Origin of the sequence: Syntrophus sp. (in: bacteria) (assembly GCF_040768185.1) — a bacterium.
Taxonomy (GTDB): Bacteria; Desulfobacterota; Syntrophia; order Syntrophales; family Syntrophaceae; genus Syntrophus; species Syntrophus buswellii.
The window spans coordinates 40,534-62,850 of sequence record NZ_JAXGNC010000006.1 but is presented as its reverse complement, the minus strand read 5'-3'; the positions used below and the strand labels follow the sequence as shown (position 1 = coordinate 62,850).

Below are 22,317 nucleotides of genomic sequence, written 5' to 3'. Positions count from 1 at the left end.
TCCGCCATGTCCAAGTTCTTCATCAATCGTCCCATCGTGGCCATGGTAATCGCCATCCTCATGGTCATCGTCGGTCTCGTGGCCATGTCGGGTCTGCCCACGGCGCAGTTCCCCAACATTGTCCCGCCGGAAATGAAGGTCACCGGCACCTACCCCGGCGCCGATGCTCAGACCATGGAGTCGTCGGTGGCCACCCCCATCGAGCAGCAGATGTCCGGTGTGGACAACATGAACTACATGTACTCCCTGAACTCCAACGACGGCAAGATGGTCCTGACGGTGAACTTCGACATCAAGACGGATCCCAGCACCGACCAGATCCTTGCCCAGATGAGGACCAACCAGGCCAACTCGCAGTTGCCCACCGATGTGATCAACCAGGGGGTCACGGTGCAGAAATCGACATCGGCGCCCCTGATCGTGTTCGCCCTCTTTTCCCCCAAGGGGACCTATGACAACGTCTTTCTGGCGAATTACTGCTACATCAACATCAACGACCAGATGACCCGCGTTCCCGGTATCGCCAGCGTCACGATTTTCGGGGCAGGGCAGTACGCCATGCGCCTCTGGGTGAAGCCTGACCAGCTCGCGAAGCTGGGGATCACCATCCCCGAGATCACCAACGCCGTCCAGCAGCAGAATACGGTGAACCCCGCCGGCCAGATCGGCGGCGAACCGGTGCCGCCTGGACAGGAATTCACCTATGCCGTTCGCTCTCAGGGCCGCCTCCAGAACGAGGAGGAGTTCGGCAACATCGTGATCCGGGCAAATCCTGACGGCTCCCTGGTCCATCTCAAGGATGTGGGACGGATCGAGCTGGGGGCCCAGTCGTACAACATGATCGGCCGCCTCAATGGCAAGCCCGCCGCCATCATTGCCCTCTACCAGCTGCCCGGAACCAACGCAATCGAAGCAGCGGAAGGGTCCAAGAAGCTGATGGCGCAACTCAAGGAGCGATTCCCTGCCGATCTGGATTACGTGGTGGCCCTGGACACGACGCTTGCCGTCACGGAGGGGATCAATGAGATCGTCCATACCCTCTTCGAAGCCCTCGTTCTCGTCATCATCGTCGTCTTCATCTTCCTGCAGGGATGGCGGGCAACCCTCATCCCCCTGCTGGCCGTGCCGGTCTCCCTGGTGGGAACCTTCATGCTCTTTCCGCTCTTGGGGTTTTCCATCAACACGCTCTCGCTCTTCGGGCTGGTGCTCGCCATCGGTCTTGTCGTCGACGACGCCATCGTCGTCGTCGAGGCCGTGGAGCACCACATCGAGCAGGGGATGACGCCCAAGGAGGCAACCCTCAAGGCCATGGAGGAGGTCTCGGGCCCGGTCATCGCCATCGCCGTCATCCTGGCTGCCGTCTTCGTCCCCACGGCCTTCATCCCGGGGATCACGGGCCGCCTGTACCAGCAATTCGCCGTGACCATCGCCGTCTCCGTCATCATCTCGGCCTTCAACGCCTTGACCCTGTCACCGGCCCTGTCGGCCCTCCTGCTGCGGCCAAAGAAGAAATCCTGGGGGCCGCTGCAGAAATTCTACGATGGGTTCAACCGCATCTTCGGCCGTTCAACGGACGGGTACGTGAACTGGTGCGATCACTTTATCCGTAAGAGTAAGATCAGCCTCCTCTTCCTCCTCGGGACAGCCGTCCTGGCGGGCTTTTTCGGAAAAAACCTGCCAACCTCCTTCCTCCCCGATGAAGACCAGGGGTACGTCTATGCGGGGGTTCAGCTTCCCGACGCTGCCTCGCTGCAGCGGACCGACGATGTGACGAAAAAAGCCGAGGAGATCATCTCAAAGACGCCCGGCGTTAAGTACTGCACCTCCGTTGTCGGCTACAGCATGCTCAGCGGCGTGGCCAACACCTACAGCTCCTTTTTCTTCATTACGCTGAAGGACTGGGGCGAACGGAAGACGCCGGAGGAGAAGTACGAGGCCATCAAGGCCCACCTGAGCAAGGGATTGGGGTCCCTGCCGGAGGCCATCGGTTTTGCCTTTCCACCCCCGGCCATCCCGGGAATCGGGACCTCGGGCGGTTTCACCTTCATCCTGGAAGACCGGGCCGGGAAGGACATCGCCTTCCTGGCCGATCAGACCAGCAAATTTATCGAGGCGGCACGGAAGCGGCCGGAACTGGCCGGCATCAGCACGACCTTCCGCCCCAATGTGCCTCAGGTCTTCGTGGACGTGGACCGCGACAAGGTTCTCAAGCAGGGGGTGAACATCTCGGATGTCTACAAGACCCTCCAGTGCTTCATGGGGGGCACCTTCGTGAACTACTTCAACCGGTTCGGCCGCCAGTGGCAGATCTATGTCCAGGCTGAAGGGGAATACAGGACGAAGGCCGAGAACTTCGGGCAGTTTCATGTGCGAAACAGCGAGGGCGTGATGGTTCCCCTCTCCGCCGTGACCAATATCCGCTCTACTGCGGGGCCCGAGTTCACCATGCGCTACAATCTCTACCGCAGCGCTCAGATCAACGGCTCGGCGGCGCCGGGCTACAGTTCGGCCCAAGCCATGGCCGCCCTCGAAGAGGTCTTTGCCCAGACGATGCCCCGGGAAATGGGCTATGATTACCTCGGGATGAGCTACCAGGAAAAGAAGGCCCAGGAAGGGGTTTCACCCGCCGTCATCTTCGGCTTCTCGCTTTTGTGCGTTTTCCTGATCCTGGCCGCTCAGTACGAAAGCTGGTCCCTCCCCTTCAGCGTGCTGCTGGGAACACCCGTGGCCGTCATGGGGGCCTTCGGCGCCCTGTGGGCGTTAAGGTTCGAGAACAACGTCTACGCGCAGATCGGCCTCGTCATGCTCATCGGGCTGGCAGCGAAAAACGCGATCCTCATCGTCGAGTTCGCCAAGATGGAATACGACAAGGGAAAACCCGTCGTCGAGGCGGCCCTGACCGGGGCAAAGCTTCGGCTGCGGCCGATCCTGATGACCTCCTTTGCCTTTATCCTGGGATGCGTGCCGCTGGCCATGGCCAGCGGAGCAGGGGCCATCTCGCGGCGCGTCATGGGATGGGCCGTCATCGGCGGGATGCTGGCGGCGAGCTTTATTGCCATATTCCTCATTCCCGTTACGTTCTTCGTTGTGGAGAAGCTGTCTCACAGGGGGGTAAAGGAAGCAGAGGCTCCTGCAGGGGAGACCGGGAAGGAGGAAGGCCATGAATAGAGGGATCTTCTCCGTCATCATTGCACTGATTCTTGCCGGCTGTGCCGTCGGCCCGGACTACAGGCGTCCAGCCATGGAAAGCCCGTCGGCCTGGCGAATCGAGGAAAAGGCTGCGCAGGAAACGGCCAATTCGGCCTGGTGGTCCCAGTTTAATGATCCGGTTCTTAACGCGCTGATCGATGAAGCCTTGAGGTCGAATTTCGATCTCCGGATCGCCACTGCGCGAGTCAACGAGTACGTCGGAAGGTACTGGGTGTGGCGTTCCGGCCTGTTCCCGCAGATCTGGGGAAATGCCGATGCCGGGCGAAGCCGTGCCTCAGAGGAGGGAGCGGCCCCTCTGTCGTCACAGGTCGAAAATCCGGCGGATTTCTACCAGGGCGTCTTTAACGGAAACTGGGAGATTGATCTCTGGGGAAAATTGAGAAGGGCCACCGAAGCCGGGCGGGCGGACCTGCTTGCCACCGAAGAGGCACGGCGGGGAGTGATCCTGTCACTGGTGAGCGCCGTGGCGAACGGGTACGTTTCCTTGCGCGATCTGGACATGCAGAGGGAAATCGCCATCCGGACGGCGAAAACAAGGGAGGATGCCTACAAACTCTTCAAGCAGCGATTTGAAGGCGGGGTTCTTTCTGAGCTTGAACTCAACCAGGTCAAATCGGAATACGAACAGGCCCTGGCTACGATACCTCAGATAGAGAAACAGGTTGCCTTCCAGGAAAACGCATTGAATCTCCTGCTCGGCAGAAATCCAGGGCCCATACCCAGGGGCAGAACGATGAACGAACTGGTCCTGCCGGTTGTTCCTGCCGGTCTCCCTTCGGATCTGTTGGAAAAGCGGCCGGATATCCGTCAGGCCGAGCAGGCGCTCATCGCAGCCAATGCCCGCATTGGCGTAGCAAGGGCTCGGTATTTCCCCACTCTTTCGCTGACTGGATTCTTTGGCTGGGCAAGTGCGGATCTTTCCAATCTGTTTAGCGGTCCGGCACGTGTGTGGAGCTGGAGTGGAAGTCTGACGGCGCCGATCTTCACGGGGGGCGCCATCTATGGACAGGTCAAGATGGCTGAGGCGATTCAGCAGCAGACCCTGTTCGGCTATCAGAAAACCATTCAGACGGCTTTCCAGGAGGTGGAGGACGCCCTTGTCGATCAGAAGCGCACCCGCGAGCAGCTTGAGGCGCAAAAGAGGCAGATGGATGCCCTGCGGGAATACACCCGCTTCGCCCGGCTGCGCTATGAGAACGGCTTGACGAGCTACATCGAAGTCCTCGATGCCGAGCGGAGTCTCTTTTCCACGGAGTTGAGCTACGCCCAGACCCAGGGGATTCTCTTCGGGGCGCTGGTGAACCTTTACAAGGCCATGGGCGGAGGATGGGTCGTAGAAGCGGACGAACGGACCGTGTTGTCAGCGGACGGGAAACAATAGGCTGAGTTCCAAGGGTGTGTCTGGTGAGGAATACCCATGCGTCGACCCATTAAAGGCATGATCGATGTCATTCTGAAAGCACGATTCTCCTATTTGTTTTTTACGATCATCCTGCTTTTTCTCCTGCGGCCCTTTATCGCAGGTGCGGTGGCCGTAACGTTCGTAACCGACATCTTCCTCTGGTTCATTATCATTTCCTGTGTCTGGGCCGTTTATGAAAAACGGAAAAATCAGTGGGTCGTCATCGCCATAGCGGCTACCGTCATCCTGGCCGACCTTTTCGGCTTCCTTTTTCCAAGCGCGGTGACTTCGTGGGCGAGTCAAATAGCGGTCTTTTTTTTCCTTGGATATGCCGTCATCAATATTCTGTTCTACCTGGCTCGACAGGAGAACGTGACTGCGGACATGATCATGGCGGGAGCCAGCGAATACGTGCTTATGGGGCTTCTATGGGCGTCCCTCTACAGTCTCATTGAGACAATCTATCCGGGCTCGTTCAACTTTGCGGGAGCGAAGAACCGAGCCGGGTTCATCTATTTCAGTTTTGTGACACTGACGACGACGGGTTACGGGGATGTCCTGCCGGTAACGGAACAGGCCCGTTCCCTGGCCATTCTGGAAACGCTGATCGGTCAGCTTTTTATCGCCATTACCGTGGCGCGGCTCGTGAGCCTCTATACGGTATCCGGTAATAAGCAGGAAACTGTATGAGAAACTGTGCGTTGCTGTTTCTCTTCAACTCCGATTTAAGGAGAGTTCAATGAATCTCACTCTTGAATTCCGGGCCAAAGCGGAAAAGTTTCAGGAACTCTATCAGTCCCTGCAGGCGCTTCTGCCCACGATGCGAAGGGAAGAAGGATGCCTTGAATCCCATATATACCGGGATATGGAGGATGGAGAGGTCTTCTTCCTTTCAATTGCCTGGGAGGATGAAAGGAAATTTGAGAGCTATATGCGATCGACAAGCGGGAGCGCGCTTCTCGGGGCGGTCGATCTGCTGAGTAAGGCGGTGAGAGTTCGAGTGGGGGACAATACTCCCTGGGAAGGGATTAACATCCTGAAGAGGATGAGGAAGGGAATCTGAATCGGAGGAATATAAACGGTAGAGGCTAAAGGTGGATCTTCTCCAAGGTCCTTAAGATAAAACAATAAAACGATGTCAGGAGGTATTTATGAAAGCATTGGCAAAATTACTGTTGGTCATTGGAATCGGTCTTGTGTTCAGCGCATCCGTAGCATTTGCCGGAGATCCGCCTTTTTCCGGTTTTCTGGGTAGTCCCGATGTATACAAGCAATTGAAGCCGGGACCGGAAGGGGGCGCCAAACTGCGGTGGGTGAAGGATGGGTTGGATTTCAGCAAGTACAACCGTTTCATGGTGGACAGCGTTATCTTCTACCTCGCCGACGAGTCTGAATACAAGGGCATTGATCCCCAGGTGCTGAAAGACCTTGCCGACACCTTCAACAAAGAACTGGTTGCGGCCTTCAAGGACAAGTACCCGATCGTAGTCGATCCCGGTCCCGATGTGGCGCGGATCAAAATTGCCATAACCAATATCGAGCGGAGTAACCCCGGTGTCAGTGCCGTCACCTCGATTATTCCCGTCGGAATTGCCATCAGTGTCGTTAAGAGGGGTGCAACGGGGGGCTGGGCAGGAAGCGGCGAGACGTGCGCCGAGCTGATGATGATCGACTCCGAGAGCAATGAGCCGCTTGTCATGGCGGTGGATCAGCAACAGGCGGCCTTCGCTTCGCGCTTTTCCAGTTATGGATCAGCCGAGGACGCCTTCAAGTTCTGGTCGGAGAGGATCGTGAAGGTTCTGGATGAAGCCAGGGGCATCAAAAGGGAACCGGCAAAATAGTGGGCTTATGCCCTGGATTATAGAGGAATACTCGATATCGGACATCCGTCATCAGTAAAATGCTTTTGCCGATGACGGATGTCCGACTTCTCATCCCATGCGGCTAAGGAAAAGAAAGTATAAACAATGAGGAGGATTCTCATGACAAAAAAAAGAGGGACACTATTTTTGACTTTGGTACTGTCCATATTGTTTCTGGGTATTGGAATTACCGGAATGGCTGATGAACCATCCGGCAACAACATGCAGATCCTGCAGGAGAAGATCAAGGCAGACAAAAAGTTGCTCGTAGCTGAAAACATGCAGCTTACCGAGAAGGAGGCCAAAGCCTTCTGGCCCGTCTACGAAAATTATCAAAATGAGCAGTTTCTGCTTCGCATGCGTGTCGTTAAATTAATCAAGGATTATGGAGATGCCTATGGAACGATGACCGATAAAATCGCAAAGAAGCTGCTTGATGAATTGATGACCATTGAGACGGTGGGGCTTGAATTGCGCAGAGCATATCTGCCGAAATTCCGGAAAGTCCTGCCCGAAATGAAGGTGGTGCGCTATTATCAGATTGAGAACAAGATAAAAGCGGTAATCGATTATGAACTGGCTGCCAGGATACCTCTGATCAAAGCAGAAAAGAAGTAAGACCCTAAGAAAAAAGGAGGTAAGAATGAAAGGCTTACATTTTAAAATTTTTCTCTGTGTCCTTGTCCTGTTCGTCGTGATCTCCGTGCCCACGGGACGGGTCGTGGCGGCGTCCGCAGAAGAAATCAACCGCAATGTCCAGATCGCTCTGCTGAAGCTGTCTGAAAAATCAACTCCTGCGCGAGACATGGGGCAGAAGGCGAAGGCCATCCTTGTCTTTCCCGATATCGTGAAAGGTGGATTCATCGTGGGGGGGCAATACGGTGAGGGCGCCCTGATAAAGGATGGGAAGGTTGCGGGTTTCTACAGTACCATTTCGGCATCGTACGGTTTGCAGGCCGGTATCCAGAAGTACGGCTATGCGTTGTTCCTGATGTCGGACTCCGCTTTGAGATTTTTGGACAGAAGTGAAGGCTGGGAACTGGGCTTGACCCCGAACATTGTCGTCGTTGATGTGGGAGCAGCAGGAGGCATATCGACCACTACGGCGAAATCCGATATTTATGCCTTCTTCTTTGACCAGAAAGGGCTTATGGCTGGAGTCGGCCTGCAGGGGACGAAGATAACGAAGATCGTCAGATAAAAATCTTCATAAGGATTGAAAATTTTTTAGCAGTGCCTGGTCTGAAGATTCAAGGCGATAACATTGAGGAAGAAATGGAGAATTGGACGTATGAGGAAAAAAAGTGTTGTTCTATTAATGGCACTGGCGTTGATGGCATTGATGGCGGCAGGTTGTGCAACTTTCAAAACGTCAGATGGGGACGATGAACGTTCCGGGATCGTCAGGGGAAAAGTGGCTGTTCTGACCGCCACGGTGGTGGCCGTTGACATGAAGAAGCGGATCGTCACTCTCAAAGATTCGGGAGGGGATGTCCGCGATTTCAAGGTCGGCAAGGAAGCCGTGAATCTTCCCCAGGTTAAAACAGGGGATATCGTCACGATTAAATTCCTGGAGTCTGTCGCTGTGGAAGTGATCAAACCCGGTACGGCCGCAGGGGCAGGGACGGCGACAACGATCGTTCGGGCGAAGCCCGGCGAGATGCCCGGCGGAATGATTACCCGGCAGAGGTCGCTGACCGCCACAGTGAAAGCAATCGACAAGGATGGGGGCACGATCTCTCTCATGGGTCCAAATGGAAAGACCGTAAAGGTGAACGTTGTGGATCCGGCAAATCTGGATAAAGTCAGCGTCGGGGACGAACTGTTGATCACATTTACCGAGGCGGAGGCCATTTCTGTGGAACGTCCGTAAAAATATTCCCGGGATTCAGCATGGACCTGGAGGTTTTATGCCTCGATCAAAGCGACCGAAATGGAATGCGGAATACAAACACCACATGAACGCTTCCGGTGAAAAAGAGCAAGAGCCAGTCCGGTTCTCCATGCGCACCTTTCTGGCCATGCTGGTCCTGTTGATTGTGATCTTTCCCTTTATCGAGCTGATGTCCTATGGCGTACTGGTTCTTTCTCTTCTCCTGACCATGGTGCTGTTGTCGGCTCTGCCGGCAATCGGCAGCCGGCGCAGCACACTGGTTTGGGGGATCGCTCTGGCGGTGCCGGCGGTGGCCGGGAAATGGGTGAACTATTTTCGACCCGACCTGATGCCGCTGGAGATCTTTCTCGTATCCGCCGCGCTGTTCTGTGGCTTTGTTGTGATGCATCTTCTGCGATTCGTTCTCGCTGCGGCACGGGTGAGTCTGGATATCCTCTGCGCCGCAATTGCCAACTATCTGATGCTCGGACTCCTCTGGTCCTTTGCCTATCAACTTGTGGCGCAAATATTTCCAGACTCATTTTCCTTCGTCCTGGGGGCCGCGCCCAGGCAGGTGCCGACGGGATTCGAGGCTTTTTACTTCAGCTTTGCCACCCTCATGACCGTTGGCTACGGCGACATCATTCCGGCGTCCAATGTATCAAGAATGCTGGCGATAACGGAGTCCGTTGCCGGCGTGTTTTATGTCACCATTCTCGTTGCCCGGCTGGTTGCTATTTATTCGGCCGAAGGTGAGAAAGAGCGGTAAGATTAAACTCCGGGAAGATTCCGGTAGATCCGGCATCAAGGAAGAAACGAAATGATCCCTTTTCCCGAAAGTATCATTGCCTGCCCTGACTGTGACCTGTTACAGCGTATCCCAACGCTGACTCCAGGTGGAACGGCGAGCTGTCTGCGCTGCGGTCATACGCTCGCCTCCAGCAAGCCCGATTCCCTGGATCGGACCCTGGCCCTTACGGTTGCCGCGTTGATTGCCCTGATCATCGCCAATGTAATGCCCCTCATGGGGCTGTCGGCTGTCGGTCGTCAGGCGTTTACGACGATCCTGGGCGGGGTTCTGAAGCTGTGGCAGCAGGGTCATCAGATTACGGCCGTACTGGTGGCCTTCTGCACGGTGGTTGCTCCAACGGTCCATATCGGGTTTACGTTGACCGTCCTGCTCGCGGTGAGACAGACTCCGGCGCCCATCTGGGTAGGAACTCTTCTGCGGATGGCAGATTTCAACCAGCCTTGGGCGATGCTTGAGGTGATGATGCTCGGCATCCTGGTTGCCCTGATAAAAATCGCCGATCTGGCGACGGTGATTCCCGGTATCGGAATGTTCGCCGTTGGCGCGCTTATCATGTTGATCGCGGCGATGACGGTCAGCTTCGACAAGCACCAGGTATGGTCGCAAATCCGGTGGGTCGATGGCGAAGGTCAGCAATTGACGTCATCCCCGGAATTCAAGGAACCGGCAGAAGGGGAAGTGGAAGGAAAAGAAACTCCGGGAGAACTGACCGGCATCAAGATGGGGCTGGTCCTGTGCGAGGGCTGCGGCCTGTTGACAAAGCCGACCGATCTTGAGAAGCCGGGGCATTGTCCGCGTTGCGGCCAGGAACTTGAGCTGCGCCGTCCAAACTCGATCCAGCGCACCTGGGCCCTGCTCATTGCTGCTTCGATCTGCTACATCCCGGCGAACCTGCTGCCGGTGATGAGTACCACGACGCCGACCTACGCAGAGAAGGACACCATCATGAGCGGAGTCGTTCTGCTCTACGTGCATGGATCCTGGCCGCTGGCCCTGATCGTTTTTGTCGCCAGCGTGGTGATTCCCATGGCCAAGATTGTCGCTCTGGCCTATCTGCTGATTTCTGTTCAATGTCGTTTCATGCGGAGCAAGGAAGAGCGGATCCGGCTCTATCGGCTGGTCGAAATTGTCGGGCGCTGGTCCATGCTGGATGTCTTTGTCGTGACCTTTGTCGTCGCCCTTGTCCAGCTCCAGCCGCTCATGTCCGTGGGACCTGGCGCCGGCGTGGTGTTTTTCGCGGCCGTCGTCGTGCTGACCATGCTTGCGGCAGAAACGTTCGACCCCCGTCTGATCTGGGATTCTCGTAACAACAAGGAGGAACAAAATGACGAAATCTGCTGATTTAAACAATCTTCCTCAGGCCAACGCCAAAGAGAAAAAGAAAATACGCTTCTCCGTGGTCTGGATCATCCCCATCGTCGCGGCACTCGTCGGTATCGGGATAGCTGTTCAGCAGATTCTGAGTAAAGGCCCGACGATCACGATCGTTTTCAAAAAGGCAGAGGGGGTTGAGGAGGGCAAGACCCTTGTCAAGTACAAGGATGTCAACATCGGCCGGGTGGAGAAGGTGGAACTCTCCAAGGACTTCAAAAAGGTTGTGGTGACGGCGAAGATCAACAAGAGCGCCGAAGGATTGATCGTCGATGACGCAAAATTCTGGGTTGAACAGCCGCGCGTTACCCTCAGCGGGGTATCCGGAATCGGTACGTTGTTGTCCGGCAATCATATTGGATTGGAACTCGGAAACTCCACAAAGGTACGGCGGCAATTCGTCGGTCTCGATGCGCCACCGGAGGTTACCATCGATCAGCCGGGCAGACAGTTTGTCCTTCAGGCGGACAACCTGGGGTCTGTGGGGATAGGCTCTCCTCTGTATTACCGCCGTCTGAACGTGGGACGGGTCATCGGTTATGGCCTTGCACAGGATGGCCTATCGATCGATATCAAGGTCTTCGTCAATTCCCCCTACGACAAGTATATTTTGCCGCAGACCCATTTCTGGCACGCCAGCGGGATCGATTTATCCCTGGGGGCGGACGGATTGTCACTGCAGACCCAGTCGGTGGTGTCCATGCTGATCGGCGGCATCGCCTTCGAAACCTTTTCAATTGACCCAGACGCAACACCCGCAGCGGAGGATGCCGTCTTCAAAGTTTATGAAAACTATGCTGCCGCAGCAAAGGAGCCTGAACCGGTCGTTACGGAATATGTCCTCTACTTCCAGGAGTCGTTGAGGGGGCTTTCCACGGGTGCGCCCGTCACGTACCTCGGCTTGCCCGTCGGGGAGGTGACCCGCGTTGGTCTTGAATACAATCCGAAGACGCAAGGACTCCGTCCAAGGGTGGCAATCTCGATCTACCAGGCACGCTTCATGGGGCATCTGGCACTATCGGACACGGTCAAAGAGAAGGTCAGGAGCGAGACTGAACGTCGCGCCTTTGTCCAGCGCCTGGTTGATCTGGGACTCCGGGCGCAATTGCGCAGCGGAAATCTCGTGACGGGGCAGCTCTATGTCGCCCTTGAGCGCTTTCCCAACGCCCCTCAAGTTAAGATGGACTGGACGAAGCCCCCATATGTCATTCCCGTGATGCCCAGCAGCCTGCAGGATCTGGAAACCAAGATTAGCAGCATTATCGCCAGGATCGATAAGGTGCCCTTGGACGCCATCGGAGAAGAGGCGAAAAAGACGCTCAACACACTCAACTCGGCGATGAAGACCGCTGATAGAACGCTGAACTCCATCGATGGCGAGATTGTTCCCGAAGTAAAGACGACTGTTCAAGACCTGCGAAAAGCAATTTCGAAAGCCGAGCAGGTGATGGCAAGCACGGATAAGACCCTCGTCGGAAAGGAGGCGCCGGCGCAGCAGGAGCTGCGGGTCGCCTTGCAGGAAATTTCACGGGCGGCACGGGCAATCAGCGAGTTGGCTGAATATCTTGAACGCCATCCCGATGCCCTCATCCGTGGAAAGGCTCAGGAGGTGACTAAATGAAAAAGATCGAAATTTTAATCCTTGGGACGCTCGCTTTGCTCCTGGCGAATTGCGCTTCAACCAGGGCACCGCAGTTCTATACGCTGAGCCCATCATTGACAGGGGTCGGGGCGACGTCGACAAATGTCTCCGTCTCCGTCGGTCCGGTCTCGATTCCTGCCGACGTTGACCGGCCGCAGATCGTCGTCCGGACTGGCCCGAATCAGGTTCTTCTGGCCGAATTCGACCGCTGGGCTTCACCACTGAAGAGCAACATCGCAAGGGTAATCGCTGAAAACCTAGCTACGGTGCTCGGGACGGCTCAAGTGAGCGTGTTTCCCCAATCCTCCGCTGCAGAATCGGCTTATCGGGTTGGGGTCGATGTTATCCGGTTCGAATCGGAACTTGGCAAAAGGGTTGTCCTGGATGCCCTATGGACGGTGAGTTCCAGGAAGAGCGGTCGGACTGAAAGCCGCCGTACGAACGTAACAGAATCTGCGGAAGGTGGCGGTTATACCGGACTGGTGGCAGCGCACAGCCGCGCTCTCGGAAGATTAAGCGGTGAGATTGCCGAAACGATTTGGGAATTCGAAGCGCTAAAGCCTTGATCCAGTCACTGCTTGGCGGCATCGGCCTTGCCATTTCCGGGGTGCCGGCCACCGCAATTCTGACAGCGGTGATGTTCATGCTCTGCATTGCCCGGCTTGGTCCAGGGCTAGTTCTTATCCCGTCGGTCATCTGGCTTTACTGGACAGGTCAGACGACATGGGGAACGGCCTTGGTCGTCGCGTCGATCTTTGTTGGCACATTTTACAATTTCCTTCAGGCCGATCCTCATCAAGAAGGGAGCCGATCTGCCGCTTCTCCTGATCTTCGCTGGTGTCATCGGTGGCCTCGCCGCTTTTGGCATTATAGGACTTTTTATCGGCCCAGTGGTGCTTTCCGTGAGTTACAGATTAATGGAAACCTGGGTTGCCGATGTCGAAACCTATTCGGATTTGAAGTCGGCGCAGGAAGATAGCCGCCTATTAAAACCTGCAGGAGGGGATAGGACAGGGCAGAGTACCGGCATGCCAGAATGAGGCCTGTCGCTCGTTTGAATGGAACTGATGGAGACTTTAGACATGAAGAAACCGGGATTTCTTATTACCCTCTTGATGTTACTCACACTGACAGGATGTGCCCGCCTCGGGGGTCCGACTATCATCCGCGATCGTTTCGATTACAGCGTTGCGGTTTCCGAGTCCTGGAAGAGCCAGATGCTTCTCAATATCGTAAAGATCCGCTACTCAGACACGCCGGTCTTCATGGATGTGACCTCGGTGATCAATCTGGTTGGCATCCAGAATACGGTCAGTCTGGCAGCGGGATGGTCCTTCCCGCCCAACGCGAACACTCAGGCCATCGGTGGAACATCTACCTGGGGAGAAAAACCGACGATCACCTATGCCCCACTCACCGGAGAAAAATTCACCCGGAGTCTCCTGACGCCGATCACGCCTTATGCTCTCCTCAGTATGATTCAGGCCGGATGGCCTGTTAGAATGCTGTTCACCCTGTGCGTCAAGTCCATCAATGATATGGACAACCAGTCCTCGGCGCCGGGATTTTCCCGGAAGCAAGACCCTGAGTTCAAGCGGCTGATTGGACTTCTGGAAGAGACTCAGAAATCAGGAGCGGTAGGGACAAGGATTGAGAGAAAGGATAAACAGGATACGGCCATTGTTGTCTTTCGGCGAAAAAAAGATCGTGAAACCGCGCAGAGGATATTGGAAACCCGCCAAATGCTTGGTCTGAAACCAGACCGTGAAGAATTCACAGTTATCTATGGAGCTGCTCCGACACAGGAAGGCGAAATTGCCATCCTGACCCGATCGATCATGGACATCATCATCGAGTTGGCTTCCCAGATCGACGTTCCTGCCGAACACGCTTCGGAAGGGCGCACCTATGCGACGTCTAGCGAAATCGGGGAAGGAGAGGGACAAGCGTCCCCTCTGCTCCGGGTTTACATAGGCAGGGAAAAGCCATCGGACAGTTTCGTTGCTGTTCATAATCGTGGCTACTGGTTCTGGATTGACGACCGGGATCGGAAATCCAAGACGGTTTTTACCTTCCTCATGATCCTTCTCAGCCTGGCTGAAACCGGACCAGCGCCGCAGGGACCGACGGTCACCGTTCCCATCAGTTAGTGTTCCGGCCTTGAGAAGGCTGCAGCGAGGCGCGATAAACCGAGCCAGGAAGGGGCACGATAGAGCTTAAGCAGCGAAAAAAATCAGGAGAGGGAAAATGAACGCTGAAACAATACGGCTCAAGGAAGCGCGTGAAGGGGAGCAGGCGTGGAAGAAATGGGGACCGTACTTGAGCGAACGACAGTGGGGCACCGTGCGCGAAGACTACAGCGAAGAGGGCGACGCCTGGAATTTCTTTCCCCACGACCATGCCCGTTCACGAGCCTACCGCTGGGGCGAGGACGGCATCGCCGGACTTTCCGACGAAAAGCAGCACCTGTGCTTCGCCATTGCATTGTGGAACGGCAGGGACACGATTCTCAAGGAGCGCCTGTTTGGACTGACCAACAGTGAGGGCAACCACGGCGAGGATGTCAAGGAGTATTATTTTTACCTCGATTCGACGCCAACGCACTCCTACATGAAGTACCTCTACAAATATCCCCAGGCAGCTTATCCCTATGCGGACCTCGTGGAGACAAACAGGAAACGCAGCCGGGATGAAATGGAGTATGAGCTGCTCGATACCGGTGTCTTTGATGAAGACCGCTACTTCGACGTCTTTGTGGAGTATGCCAAAGCCGGCCCGGAAGACATCCTGGTGCGGATCACCGCCGTAAACCGGGGTCCGGAAAGGGCAGAACTGCACCTGTTGCCGACGCTTTGGTTCCGTAATGACTGGTCGGCATGGATCGCCGAATCCAATCGGTCCCCCGGGAAGCCAAACCTGAAGGAGATCAAGGCAGCGGCGGGCACGAGCGCTGTCGTGGCAACGCATCCGCTGCTGGGGGAATTCATCCTATCCTGCGAAGGTGAGGCGCCGCTCCTCTTCACCGAGAACGAGACGAATCATGAGCGGCTTTTCACCGGGCAAGGGAACGAAAGCCCTTATGTAAAGGATGGTGTCAGTGACTGTGTAATCCATGGCAATCAGAATGCAGTGAATCCGGAAAAGCAGGGCACCAAGGTTGCGGCACACTATCGGCTGATGGTGGAACCTGGCCAGTCGGCGATTGTGCGGTTGCGTCTGGCAGCGCGAGAATCAGGGAAAAGCCCGACGGTCAAAGGCGTTCCCGCGGCCTTCGGGCCGGCCTTTGATGCAATTCTGGCGGCACGCTTGCAGGAAGCGGACGATTTCTATTCTTCCGTGACCCCCCCCTCGGTCGCCCCGGATGCGGCTGGCGTCATGCGCCAGGCCATTGCAGGCATGCTCTGGAGCAAACAGTTCTACTTCTTCGACGGCGACAACTGGCTTGACGAGCACCACTCCAACCCCCTCCACGCCGGATATCGCAACGCCCGTAACTCGGATTGGTTCCATATGCTGAACGAGGACATCATCTCGATGCCCGACAAGTGGGAATATCCCTGGTACGCGGCATGGGATCTCGCCTTCCACACACTGCCGCTTGCGATTGTGGACCCTGATTTTGCCAAGGAGCAGTTAAAACTGATGCTGCGCGGGGTCTACCTGCACCCCAACGGCCAGATGCCCGCTTACGAGTGGAACTTCAGCGACGTGAACCCCCCGGTCCACGCCTTTGCGACGCTGTTTCTGCATCGAACCGAGCAGGCCCTGCAGGGAGAGGTGGACCTTGATTTTCTCAAGTCGGCTTTCAACAAGCTCATGCTTAATTTCACCTGGTGGGTGAACCGCAAGGACCGCTTCGGCAAGAATGTCTTCGAGGGCGGATTCCTCGGCCTCGACAACATCGGCGTCTTCGACCGCAGCGCTCCGCTTCCCACCGGCGGTCACCTTGAACAGGCGGACGGCACCGCCTGGATGGCCCTCTTCAGCCAGAACATGTTGGAACTGGCGGTTGAAATTGCCGCTCACGATCCTACCTATGAGGATATGGTATTGAAGTTCCTTGAGCACTTCTATTATATCGCCGCCGCCATGAACCGCTCCGACCAGGACGGCATGTGGGACGAAGAGGATGGCTTCTACTACGACCTGCTGCGGCTTCCCGATGGGAGCGCCACTCGGCTCAAGGTGCGATCCATGGTGGGGCTCCTTCCCTTGTGCGCCACAACGGTCACTGAGGCATGGCAGAGGGAGCGTATTCCTCTGGCAATGGCCCATCTGCAGAAGCGCCTGCGCCGCATGCCTGAACTCCTGGCGTCCATCCATCCAACGGGGCCGGGGCATTTCGGCGTAGCCGAGCGCGGGATCATTGCCCTTGTGAATCCGGAGCGGCTGCGCCGGATCCTGTTGATGATGCTTGACGAAAACGAATTTCTGGGCCCTTACGGCATCCGCTCGCTTTCGAAGTTTCACAAAGAGCATCCCTTTATCCTCCATGTGCAAGGCCAGGAGTACCGGGTGGACTACCTGCCTGCCGAATCGAACACCGGTATGTTCGGCGGCAATTCCAACTGGCGGGGCCCGGTATGGATGCCGGTGAACCTCATGATCATCCGGGCGCTGCTGAATTTCTACCTGTACTACGGCGATAACTTCAAGATTGAGTGTCCAACCGGTTCAGGAAACAGGATGAACCTTTTCGAGGTGAGCAAGGAGATAGCGGACAGACTCATCCGGATCTTCTTGCGCGACGAGCGGGGGAGGCGTCCTGTTTACGGAGGCGCTGAGAAGTTCCAGGCCGATCCTTTCTGGCGCGACCATATCCTTTTCTACGAATACTTCCATGGCGATAATGGCGCCGGACTTGGTGCAAGCCACCAAACGGGTTGGACGGGACTGGTGGCCAAGCTGATCCAGCTTTTTGGATTGTTCGATCCCCAAAAGGCACTGGAGGTAGGCAAAGGTGCGGCCTTCCTTCGGCGAAAACCGGAAGGTGAGAAAGAGAAATGAATCCATGGACAAAACATCCCGTTAACCATATCCTTTCTTAGATTTCAGCAGCATTTATCAATTTGCCTTGAAAAGGGGGGAGCCCATGCAGGTTCTGGCAGGAGATATCGGGGGAACATCCACGCGGCTTGCATATTTCGACGCCGCCTGTGAAAAGTTGACGCTGATCGCCGAAGGACGTTTCCCGAGCCAAAAGTTCGGGAGCCTGGAAGAAATTGTCAAACGTTTTAACGGAGAACAGGGTTTGAACGCGGAGAGGGCCTGTTTCGGAATTGCCGGCCCTGTCCGGAATGGTACGGTCAGAACGCCCAACCTTCCCTGGAGTGTGAATGCCGAAGATCTGTCCAGAGCTTCGGGGATTCCCGAGGTTCGACTGATCAACGACCTGGAGGCGCATGTCTATGGCATCGATCTCCTGGGGCCGGAGGACTTTGAAGTCCTTAGTGAGGGCCTTCCCAATCCGAACGGCACCATTGCCCTGGTCTCGGCAGGGACCGGCTTGGGAGAGGCGGTTGCTTACTGGGATGGAGCCGCTCATCGACCCCACCCCAGCGAAGGGGGCCACGCCGACTTTGCTCCCCGCACCGAGATCGAAGCGGAACTGCTCCTCTATCTGCGTGATGCGCACGGCCGGGTCAGTGCCGAACGGGTTCTTTCCGGCCCCGGACTGCGCAATATTTACCGGTTCCTGCGTGATGTCCGACGTTTTCCCGAATCCCCGGCAATTGCAGAGGAGATGCTGGCGGACGACCCTGCGGCGGTCATCACCCGGGCGGCCCTGTCCGGCGATTGTCCCCTCTGCCGCCAGGTTCTCGATCTCTTTATCTCCCTCTATGGGGCCGAGGCGGGAAATGTGGCGCTGCGGTATCTCGCCACCGGAGGCATCTATCTGGGAGGGGGAATTGCCCCGAAGATCATTGAGAGGCTCAAGGGACCCGGATTCATGCTCGCCTTTACCAGCAAGGGACGCTTGAGTCCCCTGCTGGAAGCGATCCCGGTGCAGGTTATCCTTAACGAGCAGAGCGCGCTGCTGGGCGCAGGCCGTTTCGCCGCTTGTTGAAATTGAAAAGCAGATCTTTTCACCCCCGTGCCGCAGGCGGGAGATCCGCCCTGCACGGAGACGCACCACCCCACCCCATTCGGAGCGGCCTCAACGAATTTCCGAGCCTTCATTTGTGGTATGACTTTACCTCAAAAGGAGTAGAAAATGCAGTTCATTATCACACTGGATCGATTTCTGACCATACTGCTCATTGCAAGTATGGTTGCGATCCTGACACGGAGACTCAAAGTTCCCTACAGCGTGGGGCTGGTTTTTGCCGGAATTCTTCTGGCATTTATCCCTTTGTTTTCAGGGATTCCCTTTACGAAAGAATTAATCTTCAATATATTCCTGCCACCCCTGGTTTTTGAAGCGGCCATACAAATTCGCTGGAGCAATCTACGCAGTGAATTTTTCCTTATACTGATCCTTGCCACCGCAGGGTTGTGCCTATCGGCAGCGGTAACTGCTGCAGGGATGAGGTATCTTGCCGATTGGGCTTGGATCAGCGCCCTGCTTTTCGGTGCGCATCGCAGCTACGGATCCCGTTTCCGTAATCGCCACGTTCAATGAAGCAGGGGTCCACAGCCGGATCCGTCTGCTGGTCGAAGCAGAAAGCCTTCTCAACGACGGTACGGCTGCCGTTGCCTTTGCCGTCATTCTTGCCGCTGCGGCAGGGGGGGCTATGACACTGAGTGGCATTGCCGGAAAACTGGCGCTTACCGTAGGGGGCGGTGTCCTCTGCGGCGCACTGGTTGCCGGGGTCATTATGATCCTTGAAAGACGGGCAGGTGATAATCTTGTTGAATTTACCCTAACGACTGTCACGGCCTATGGTTCTTTTCTCATCGCCGAGCACTTTCATTTTTCAGGGGTCCTCGCCTCTTTGACGGCGGGCCTTCTGGTGGGGAATCTTCGCCTCATGCAAGCGGGTTCTGACGATGTCAGAAAAGCCATTACCGCCTATTGGGAGTATCTCGGTTTTCTTGCCAATTCATTCATCTTTATTGGCATCGGAGTGCAGGTTTCACTCCAGAACTTTAAAGCAGTCATTTTGCCGGCGATATGTGCAATACTCCTTGTGCTGGTGGGACGGGCGTGTGCAGTCTATCCTTTTTGCGCTCTATTCCGCAGATCCGAGCTTCGTGTACAGGGTAAGCACCAGCTTGTTCTGTTCTGGGGTGGTCTTAGAGGGGCCCTGGCTCTTGCCTTGGCAGTGGGGCTGCCGCTTTGGGTGCCTCACCGTGAAGAAATCATTTCGGTGACCTTTGCGGTGGTGGCCTTTTCCATTTTCGTGCAGGGAATGTCCATGACACCGCTACTGCGGCGGATCGGTGAGATTCATAAGGGAGACGCAAGTTAACTTAAAGGCGAAACGAATCCTTAATCCTGACATGGCATCCGGGAATGCGAAGAATTTTCCGGGGCAATGATATTGACACCTTCAAGGGGGTCTGCTATTTTTTTTCAAAGCTCATGATCCTGAAAAGAATGCTTCAAAAACAGACCTTATATAGGGGCGGGGGAAAAACGGTGAACGCTGCGAACGTTGATGAATTCGGCTACGATCCGGGCATTCGAAGAATGCGGCGGGTTTTTTCTCAGATGGAGGCGGTTTCGACGAAACTGATCGGTGATGCGGGAATTTCCCCCTTCGATCCCAGGCTCCGTCGATGGCGGGAAGCCGCCCGGGTGCTCTTCGAGCGGGGCTGGGCCGCGGCGGATCGGCGAAATCTGTCCCTGGCGGATGATGAAGCGGGAATCCTCTACGGATTTGTCTTGAAACGGCTCATGGAACGGGACGGCGTTCCGGAAGAGAAGCTGCAGGTCATCGGAAGGCAGGATGCCCGGACCCGGGAAATTTCAGGGCTGGTGCCATGATGCGCCTTCGCCTGTTCGGAAGATGCCGCATCTACCACGATCCGGTCAGTCCGGTCCTCCGGGAGCCGGCGCAGATAGGATGGACCGCCTGGTTCAGGCAGATCGACCTGGTGACCCCGAGAAAATTAAAAGGTAAGGAGCTTCTGCAGCGGACGAGGGGATGGTGGACTGTGGAGCCCGACGAAGTCGAGGCGGTCGTTGAGGCCCATGGCCGGCTGGTTGTGGGGGATGGCGGGGAACTGATGGTCGAATGTTCCGACGGGCAGGCTGCAGCCCGCCTGGCTGCCGCACTTTCCGAGCGTTTCGGCGATCAGGTCATGCTCGCGCCCTGAATATCAACAGGAGGAAAGGACGCACATCATGGAAGAAATCGTCTTTGAGAGGCTGTCAAGCCCCCACCGCCCATACGTGGGCGAACTGCGCCGTCTGCTGGAGAAAATGGAGGCCCCCTTCCGCAGGGGAGACCGGGTGGGCATCAAGCTTCACTGGGGCGAAAGGGAGAACCGTAGTTTTCTCCCACCCGACTATGCCCGGGAGATTTCCCTGTGGGTTAAAGCGGCAGGCGCTTTCCCTTTCCTCTTCGATACGACGGTTCTGTACTCCGGGGGGCGGCGGAAGGCTGAAGATTCCCTGCAGACGGCGGCGGAGCACGGCTATACGGAGGGCTTTCTGGGATGTCCCGTCGTCATCGCCGACGGAATGGATGGTCGCTCCGTTGTGGACCTGCAGACCGATTATAGCCACTTTTCTTCCGTACAGGTGGCCGACATTTTTGACCGCGCCGACGGCTATGTCATCTTTTCGCACTTCAAAGGGCACATGGAAGCGGGTTTCGGGGGGGCCATCAAAAACCTCTCCATGGGATTCGCCTCACGGGCTCAGAAGCAGAGGATGCATGCCGATATCCGCCCGCTTCTCAAACCCGGGAAGTGCATCAAATGCGGCGTCTGTGTCGACGTCTGTCCGACGGGTGCGGCGCAGTTCGGCGAAGACGGCTTGCCCACCTACGACCACGACGTCTGCATCGGCTGCGCGCAGTGCATCGGCCTCTGCCCCAACATGGCCCTGAAAATCGAGTGGGAAACGGACGCAACAGTTTTTCAGGAGAAGCTCGTGGAAACGGCGGCGGCCGTCTGGCGGAAGATCGAGGGGCGCACCGTTCTGATCAATGCCCTGCTGAACATTACGACAGAGTGCGACTGCTGGCCGGGGGACAACCCCACGATCCATCCAGACCAGGGTTTTGTAGGTGCGTATCACCCGATCCGGATCGATGAGGAATCGATGCGGATCGTGGGCGAGGAAACCTTCGATTCGGCCCATCCCGGCATCCCCTGGAAGCGCCAGTTCTCCTATGCCCGGGAAATCGGTTTTTAAAAACCGCCGCGGCAATCAAGCGGTTCGGACTTTTCAAGGGGCCGCGCAAACGGCATCCGCTTTGCCGATGCCAGCGGGCGGGTTCTTTATGACTCCTGTCTCGATGTGATCGAGTCAAGGCTTGACCAAGGGACAACGCCGCCTGCAATGGAAGCGGCGGGGCCAAGGGAAAAGATCTTTTTTGACCCGTCTCGGATCGCCTGCGGCATTGTAACCTGCGGAGGGATCTGTCCCGGCCTGAACGATGTGATCCGGGCCATCGTCATGAGCCTTTGTTGCCACTGCGGTGTGCAGAGGATCTATGGGTTCCGGTACGGGTACGCGGGGCTCGTGGAGAGGCTCGGGCACGAGCCCCTCAGCCTGACGCCGGACTCGGTGGCCCGCGTTCATGAGCTTGGCGGGTCGATCCTGGGAACGTCCCGGGGCCCCAGGAACCTTCGGAACGGGTAATGTCAAATACGGAGACATCGGCATTTATCTGCGTGATGCCATCAGGGACTATTTCAAGAAAAACGCCATGGAGATCAACCTCAAATACATCGATCCCAGTTACATCATCCGGTGCATGCCGGCCAATTCCCGTGACGCGGCGTTCTGTCTCCCCCTCGGCCAGAGCGCCGTCCATGCCGACAAGGATAGCCTGTCCGCCGAAGGGCATCGGCCCATGAATCGAGTTCCGGCCCTGTTTCAAGGAAGGGACCTTCGCGAGGAAATCCGGCCGGAGCATGGCGAGGCGAATCACAGCCTGGAAATGATCGAGCTGAACGGCTGACCGGACTTCGCGGGCCGCAGAAAAAAAGGATCCTGCGGCAGCGGGAGATGACAGCCACCGGGGCAAT

General features: G+C 56.4%; 20 protein-coding genes and 2 pseudogenes. All 22 read left to right on the top strand.

Annotation, left to right across the window (positions count from 1 at the left end):
• Nucleotides 1–6 precede the first annotated feature (6 nt).
• The 22 genes and pseudogenes from AB3175_RS07745 to AB3175_RS07640 all read left to right on the top strand — a co-directional run bounded on the left by AB3175_RS07745 (nucleotide 7) and on the right by AB3175_RS07640 (nucleotide 22,250).
• Entirely contained in the window at nucleotides 7–3,168 is a 3,162-nt protein-coding gene (locus AB3175_RS07745; protein ID WP_367360372.1) for an efflux RND transporter permease subunit, read from the top strand.
• Entirely contained in the window at nucleotides 3,161–4,591 is a 1,431-nt protein-coding gene (locus AB3175_RS07740) for an efflux transporter outer membrane subunit (RefSeq protein ID WP_367360371.1), read from the top strand. Before AB3175_RS07745 ends, AB3175_RS07740 begins: the two co-directional genes overlap by 8 nt.
• Nucleotides 4,592–4,627: 36 nt before the next feature.
• Nucleotides 4,628–5,302: a potassium channel family protein gene (locus tag AB3175_RS07735; protein WP_367360370.1), complete on the top strand. Its 675-nt coding sequence runs from the start codon at nucleotides 4,628–4,630 to the stop codon at nucleotides 5,300–5,302.
• 49 nt (nucleotides 5,303–5,351) lie between these two features.
• The gene (locus tag AB3175_RS07730) at nucleotides 5,352–5,675 is read left to right on the top strand and encodes a putative quinol monooxygenase (RefSeq protein WP_367360369.1); all 324 of its coding nucleotides are present in this window, start codon (nucleotides 5,352–5,354) and stop codon (nucleotides 5,673–5,675) included.
• A gap of 88 nt (nucleotides 5,676–5,763) precedes the next feature.
• The gene (locus AB3175_RS07725; RefSeq protein ID WP_367360368.1) at nucleotides 5,764–6,453 is read left to right on the top strand and encodes a DUF3313 domain-containing protein; all 690 of its coding nucleotides are present in this window, start codon (nucleotides 5,764–5,766) and stop codon (nucleotides 6,451–6,453) included.
• Nucleotides 6,454–6,594: 141 nt separating this feature from the next.
• On the top strand, nucleotides 6,595–7,092 hold the full coding sequence (locus AB3175_RS07720; RefSeq protein WP_367360367.1) for a hypothetical protein: 498 nt from the start codon (nucleotides 6,595–6,597) through the stop codon (nucleotides 7,090–7,092).
• Between the two features lie 25 nt (nucleotides 7,093–7,117).
• Nucleotides 7,118–7,675: a YSC84-related protein gene (locus tag AB3175_RS07715; protein WP_367360366.1), complete on the top strand. Its 558-nt coding sequence runs from the start codon at nucleotides 7,118–7,120 to the stop codon at nucleotides 7,673–7,675.
• Nucleotides 7,676–7,765: 90 nt separating this feature from the next.
• A complete protein-coding gene (locus AB3175_RS07710) occupies nucleotides 7,766–8,347 on the top strand; it encodes a hypothetical protein (protein ID WP_367360365.1) in 582 nt (193 codons plus the stop codon).
• Between the two features lie 37 nt (nucleotides 8,348–8,384).
• Nucleotides 8,385–9,116, top strand: coding sequence for a potassium channel family protein (locus tag AB3175_RS07705; protein ID WP_367360364.1), 732 nt, complete (start codon nucleotides 8,385–8,387; stop codon nucleotides 9,114–9,116).
• Nucleotides 9,117–9,167: 51 nt separating this feature from the next.
• Entirely contained in the window at nucleotides 9,168–10,499 is a 1,332-nt protein-coding gene (locus AB3175_RS07700; RefSeq protein WP_367360363.1) for a paraquat-inducible protein A, read from the top strand.
• Nucleotides 10,483–12,150 carry an intermembrane transport protein PqiB gene (locus AB3175_RS07695; RefSeq protein WP_367360362.1) on the top strand — a complete coding sequence of 556 codons (1,668 nt, stop codon included), beginning with the start codon at nucleotides 10,483–10,485 and terminating at the stop codon, nucleotides 12,148–12,150. Before AB3175_RS07700 ends, AB3175_RS07695 begins: the two co-directional genes overlap by 17 nt.
• Nucleotides 12,147–12,737 carry a membrane integrity-associated transporter subunit PqiC gene (locus tag AB3175_RS07690; RefSeq protein ID WP_367360361.1) on the top strand — a complete coding sequence of 197 codons (591 nt, stop codon included), beginning with the start codon at nucleotides 12,147–12,149 and terminating at the stop codon, nucleotides 12,735–12,737. The genes AB3175_RS07695 and AB3175_RS07690 overlap by 4 nt, the downstream gene beginning before the upstream one ends.
• Nucleotides 12,731–13,211: pseudogene (locus AB3175_RS07685) on the top strand (AI-2E family transporter); the annotation flags it as partial. The gene AB3175_RS07690 and the pseudogene AB3175_RS07685, both read left to right, overlap by 7 nt.
• A 42-nt stretch (nucleotides 13,212–13,253) precedes the next feature.
• Complete coding sequence (locus AB3175_RS07680; protein ID WP_367360360.1) at nucleotides 13,254–14,321, top strand: hypothetical protein; 1,068 nt, start codon at nucleotides 13,254–13,256, stop codon at nucleotides 14,319–14,321.
• Nucleotides 14,322–14,418: 97 nt separating this feature from the next.
• Nucleotides 14,419–17,178: a glucosidase gene (locus tag AB3175_RS07675; protein ID WP_367360359.1), complete on the top strand. Its 2,760-nt coding sequence runs from the start codon at nucleotides 14,419–14,421 to the stop codon at nucleotides 17,176–17,178.
• Between the two features lie 85 nt (nucleotides 17,179–17,263).
• Complete coding sequence (glk, locus tag AB3175_RS07670; protein ID WP_367360358.1) at nucleotides 17,264–18,238, top strand: glucokinase; 975 nt, start codon at nucleotides 17,264–17,266, stop codon at nucleotides 18,236–18,238.
• 147 nt (nucleotides 18,239–18,385) lie between these two features.
• A pseudogene (locus AB3175_RS07665) lies at nucleotides 18,386–19,583 on the top strand (cation:proton antiporter).
• Between the two features lie 170 nt (nucleotides 19,584–19,753).
• Nucleotides 19,754–20,101, top strand: coding sequence for a hypothetical protein (locus tag AB3175_RS07660; protein ID WP_367360357.1), 348 nt, complete (start codon nucleotides 19,754–19,756; stop codon nucleotides 20,099–20,101).
• Complete coding sequence (locus AB3175_RS07655; RefSeq protein WP_367360356.1) at nucleotides 20,098–20,433, top strand: hypothetical protein; 336 nt, start codon at nucleotides 20,098–20,100, stop codon at nucleotides 20,431–20,433. The genes AB3175_RS07660 and AB3175_RS07655 overlap by 4 nt, the downstream gene beginning before the upstream one ends.
• 28 nt (nucleotides 20,434–20,461) lie before the next feature.
• The gene (locus AB3175_RS07650; protein ID WP_367360355.1) at nucleotides 20,462–21,478 is read left to right on the top strand and encodes a DUF362 domain-containing protein; all 1,017 of its coding nucleotides are present in this window, start codon (nucleotides 20,462–20,464) and stop codon (nucleotides 21,476–21,478) included.
• Nucleotides 21,479–21,625: 147 nt separating this feature from the next.
• The gene (locus AB3175_RS07645; RefSeq protein WP_367360354.1) at nucleotides 21,626–21,928 is read left to right on the top strand and encodes a 6-phosphofructokinase; all 303 of its coding nucleotides are present in this window, start codon (nucleotides 21,626–21,628) and stop codon (nucleotides 21,926–21,928) included.
• The gene (locus AB3175_RS07640; RefSeq protein WP_367360353.1) at nucleotides 21,867–22,250 is read left to right on the top strand and encodes a hypothetical protein; all 384 of its coding nucleotides are present in this window, start codon (nucleotides 21,867–21,869) and stop codon (nucleotides 22,248–22,250) included. Before AB3175_RS07645 ends, AB3175_RS07640 begins: the two co-directional genes overlap by 62 nt.
• Nucleotides 22,251–22,317: the final 67 nt, after the last annotated feature.

Bases quoted from the DNA above. Each gene is read 5' to 3' on its own strand.
- AB3175_RS07715 (WP_367360366.1), top strand. From the start codon at position 7,118: ATGAAAGGCTTACATTTTAAAATTTTTCTCTGTGTCCTTGTCCTGTTC.
- AB3175_RS07700 (WP_367360363.1), top strand. From the start codon at position 9,168: ATGATCCCTTTTCCCGAAAGTATCATTGCCTGCCCTGACTGTGACCTG.
- AB3175_RS07725 (WP_367360368.1), top strand. From the start codon at position 5,764: ATGAAAGCATTGGCAAAATTACTGTTGGTCATTGGAATCGGTCTTGTG.
- AB3175_RS07735 (WP_367360370.1), top strand. From the start codon at position 4,628: ATGCGTCGACCCATTAAAGGCATGATCGATGTCATTCTGAAAGCACGA.
- AB3175_RS07705 (WP_367360364.1), top strand. From the start codon at position 8,385: ATGCCTCGATCAAAGCGACCGAAATGGAATGCGGAATACAAACACCAC.
- AB3175_RS07695 (WP_367360362.1), top strand. From the start codon at position 10,483: ATGACGAAATCTGCTGATTTAAACAATCTTCCTCAGGCCAACGCCAAA.
- AB3175_RS07745 (WP_367360372.1), top strand. From the start codon at position 7: ATGTCCAAGTTCTTCATCAATCGTCCCATCGTGGCCATGGTAATCGCC.
- AB3175_RS07655 (WP_367360356.1), top strand. From the start codon at position 20,098: ATGATGCGCCTTCGCCTGTTCGGAAGATGCCGCATCTACCACGATCCG.
- AB3175_RS07720 (WP_367360367.1), top strand. From the start codon at position 6,595: ATGACAAAAAAAAGAGGGACACTATTTTTGACTTTGGTACTGTCCATA.
- AB3175_RS07740 (WP_367360371.1), top strand. From the start codon at position 3,161: ATGAATAGAGGGATCTTCTCCGTCATCATTGCACTGATTCTTGCCGGC.
- glk (WP_367360358.1), top strand. From the start codon at position 17,264: ATGCAGGTTCTGGCAGGAGATATCGGGGGAACATCCACGCGGCTTGCA.
- AB3175_RS07640 (WP_367360353.1), top strand. From the start codon at position 21,867: ATGAGCTTGGCGGGTCGATCCTGGGAACGTCCCGGGGCCCCAGGAACC.
- AB3175_RS07675 (WP_367360359.1), top strand. From the start codon at position 14,419: ATGAACGCTGAAACAATACGGCTCAAGGAAGCGCGTGAAGGGGAGCAG.
- AB3175_RS07645 (WP_367360354.1), top strand. From the start codon at position 21,626: ATGGAAGCGGCGGGGCCAAGGGAAAAGATCTTTTTTGACCCGTCTCGG.
- AB3175_RS07690 (WP_367360361.1), top strand. From the start codon at position 12,147: ATGAAAAAGATCGAAATTTTAATCCTTGGGACGCTCGCTTTGCTCCTG.
- AB3175_RS07650 (WP_367360355.1), top strand. From the start codon at position 20,462: ATGGAAGAAATCGTCTTTGAGAGGCTGTCAAGCCCCCACCGCCCATAC.
- AB3175_RS07730 (WP_367360369.1), top strand. From the start codon at position 5,352: ATGAATCTCACTCTTGAATTCCGGGCCAAAGCGGAAAAGTTTCAGGAA.
- AB3175_RS07680 (WP_367360360.1), top strand. From the start codon at position 13,254: ATGAAGAAACCGGGATTTCTTATTACCCTCTTGATGTTACTCACACTG.
- AB3175_RS07710 (WP_367360365.1), top strand. From the start codon at position 7,766: ATGAGGAAAAAAAGTGTTGTTCTATTAATGGCACTGGCGTTGATGGCA.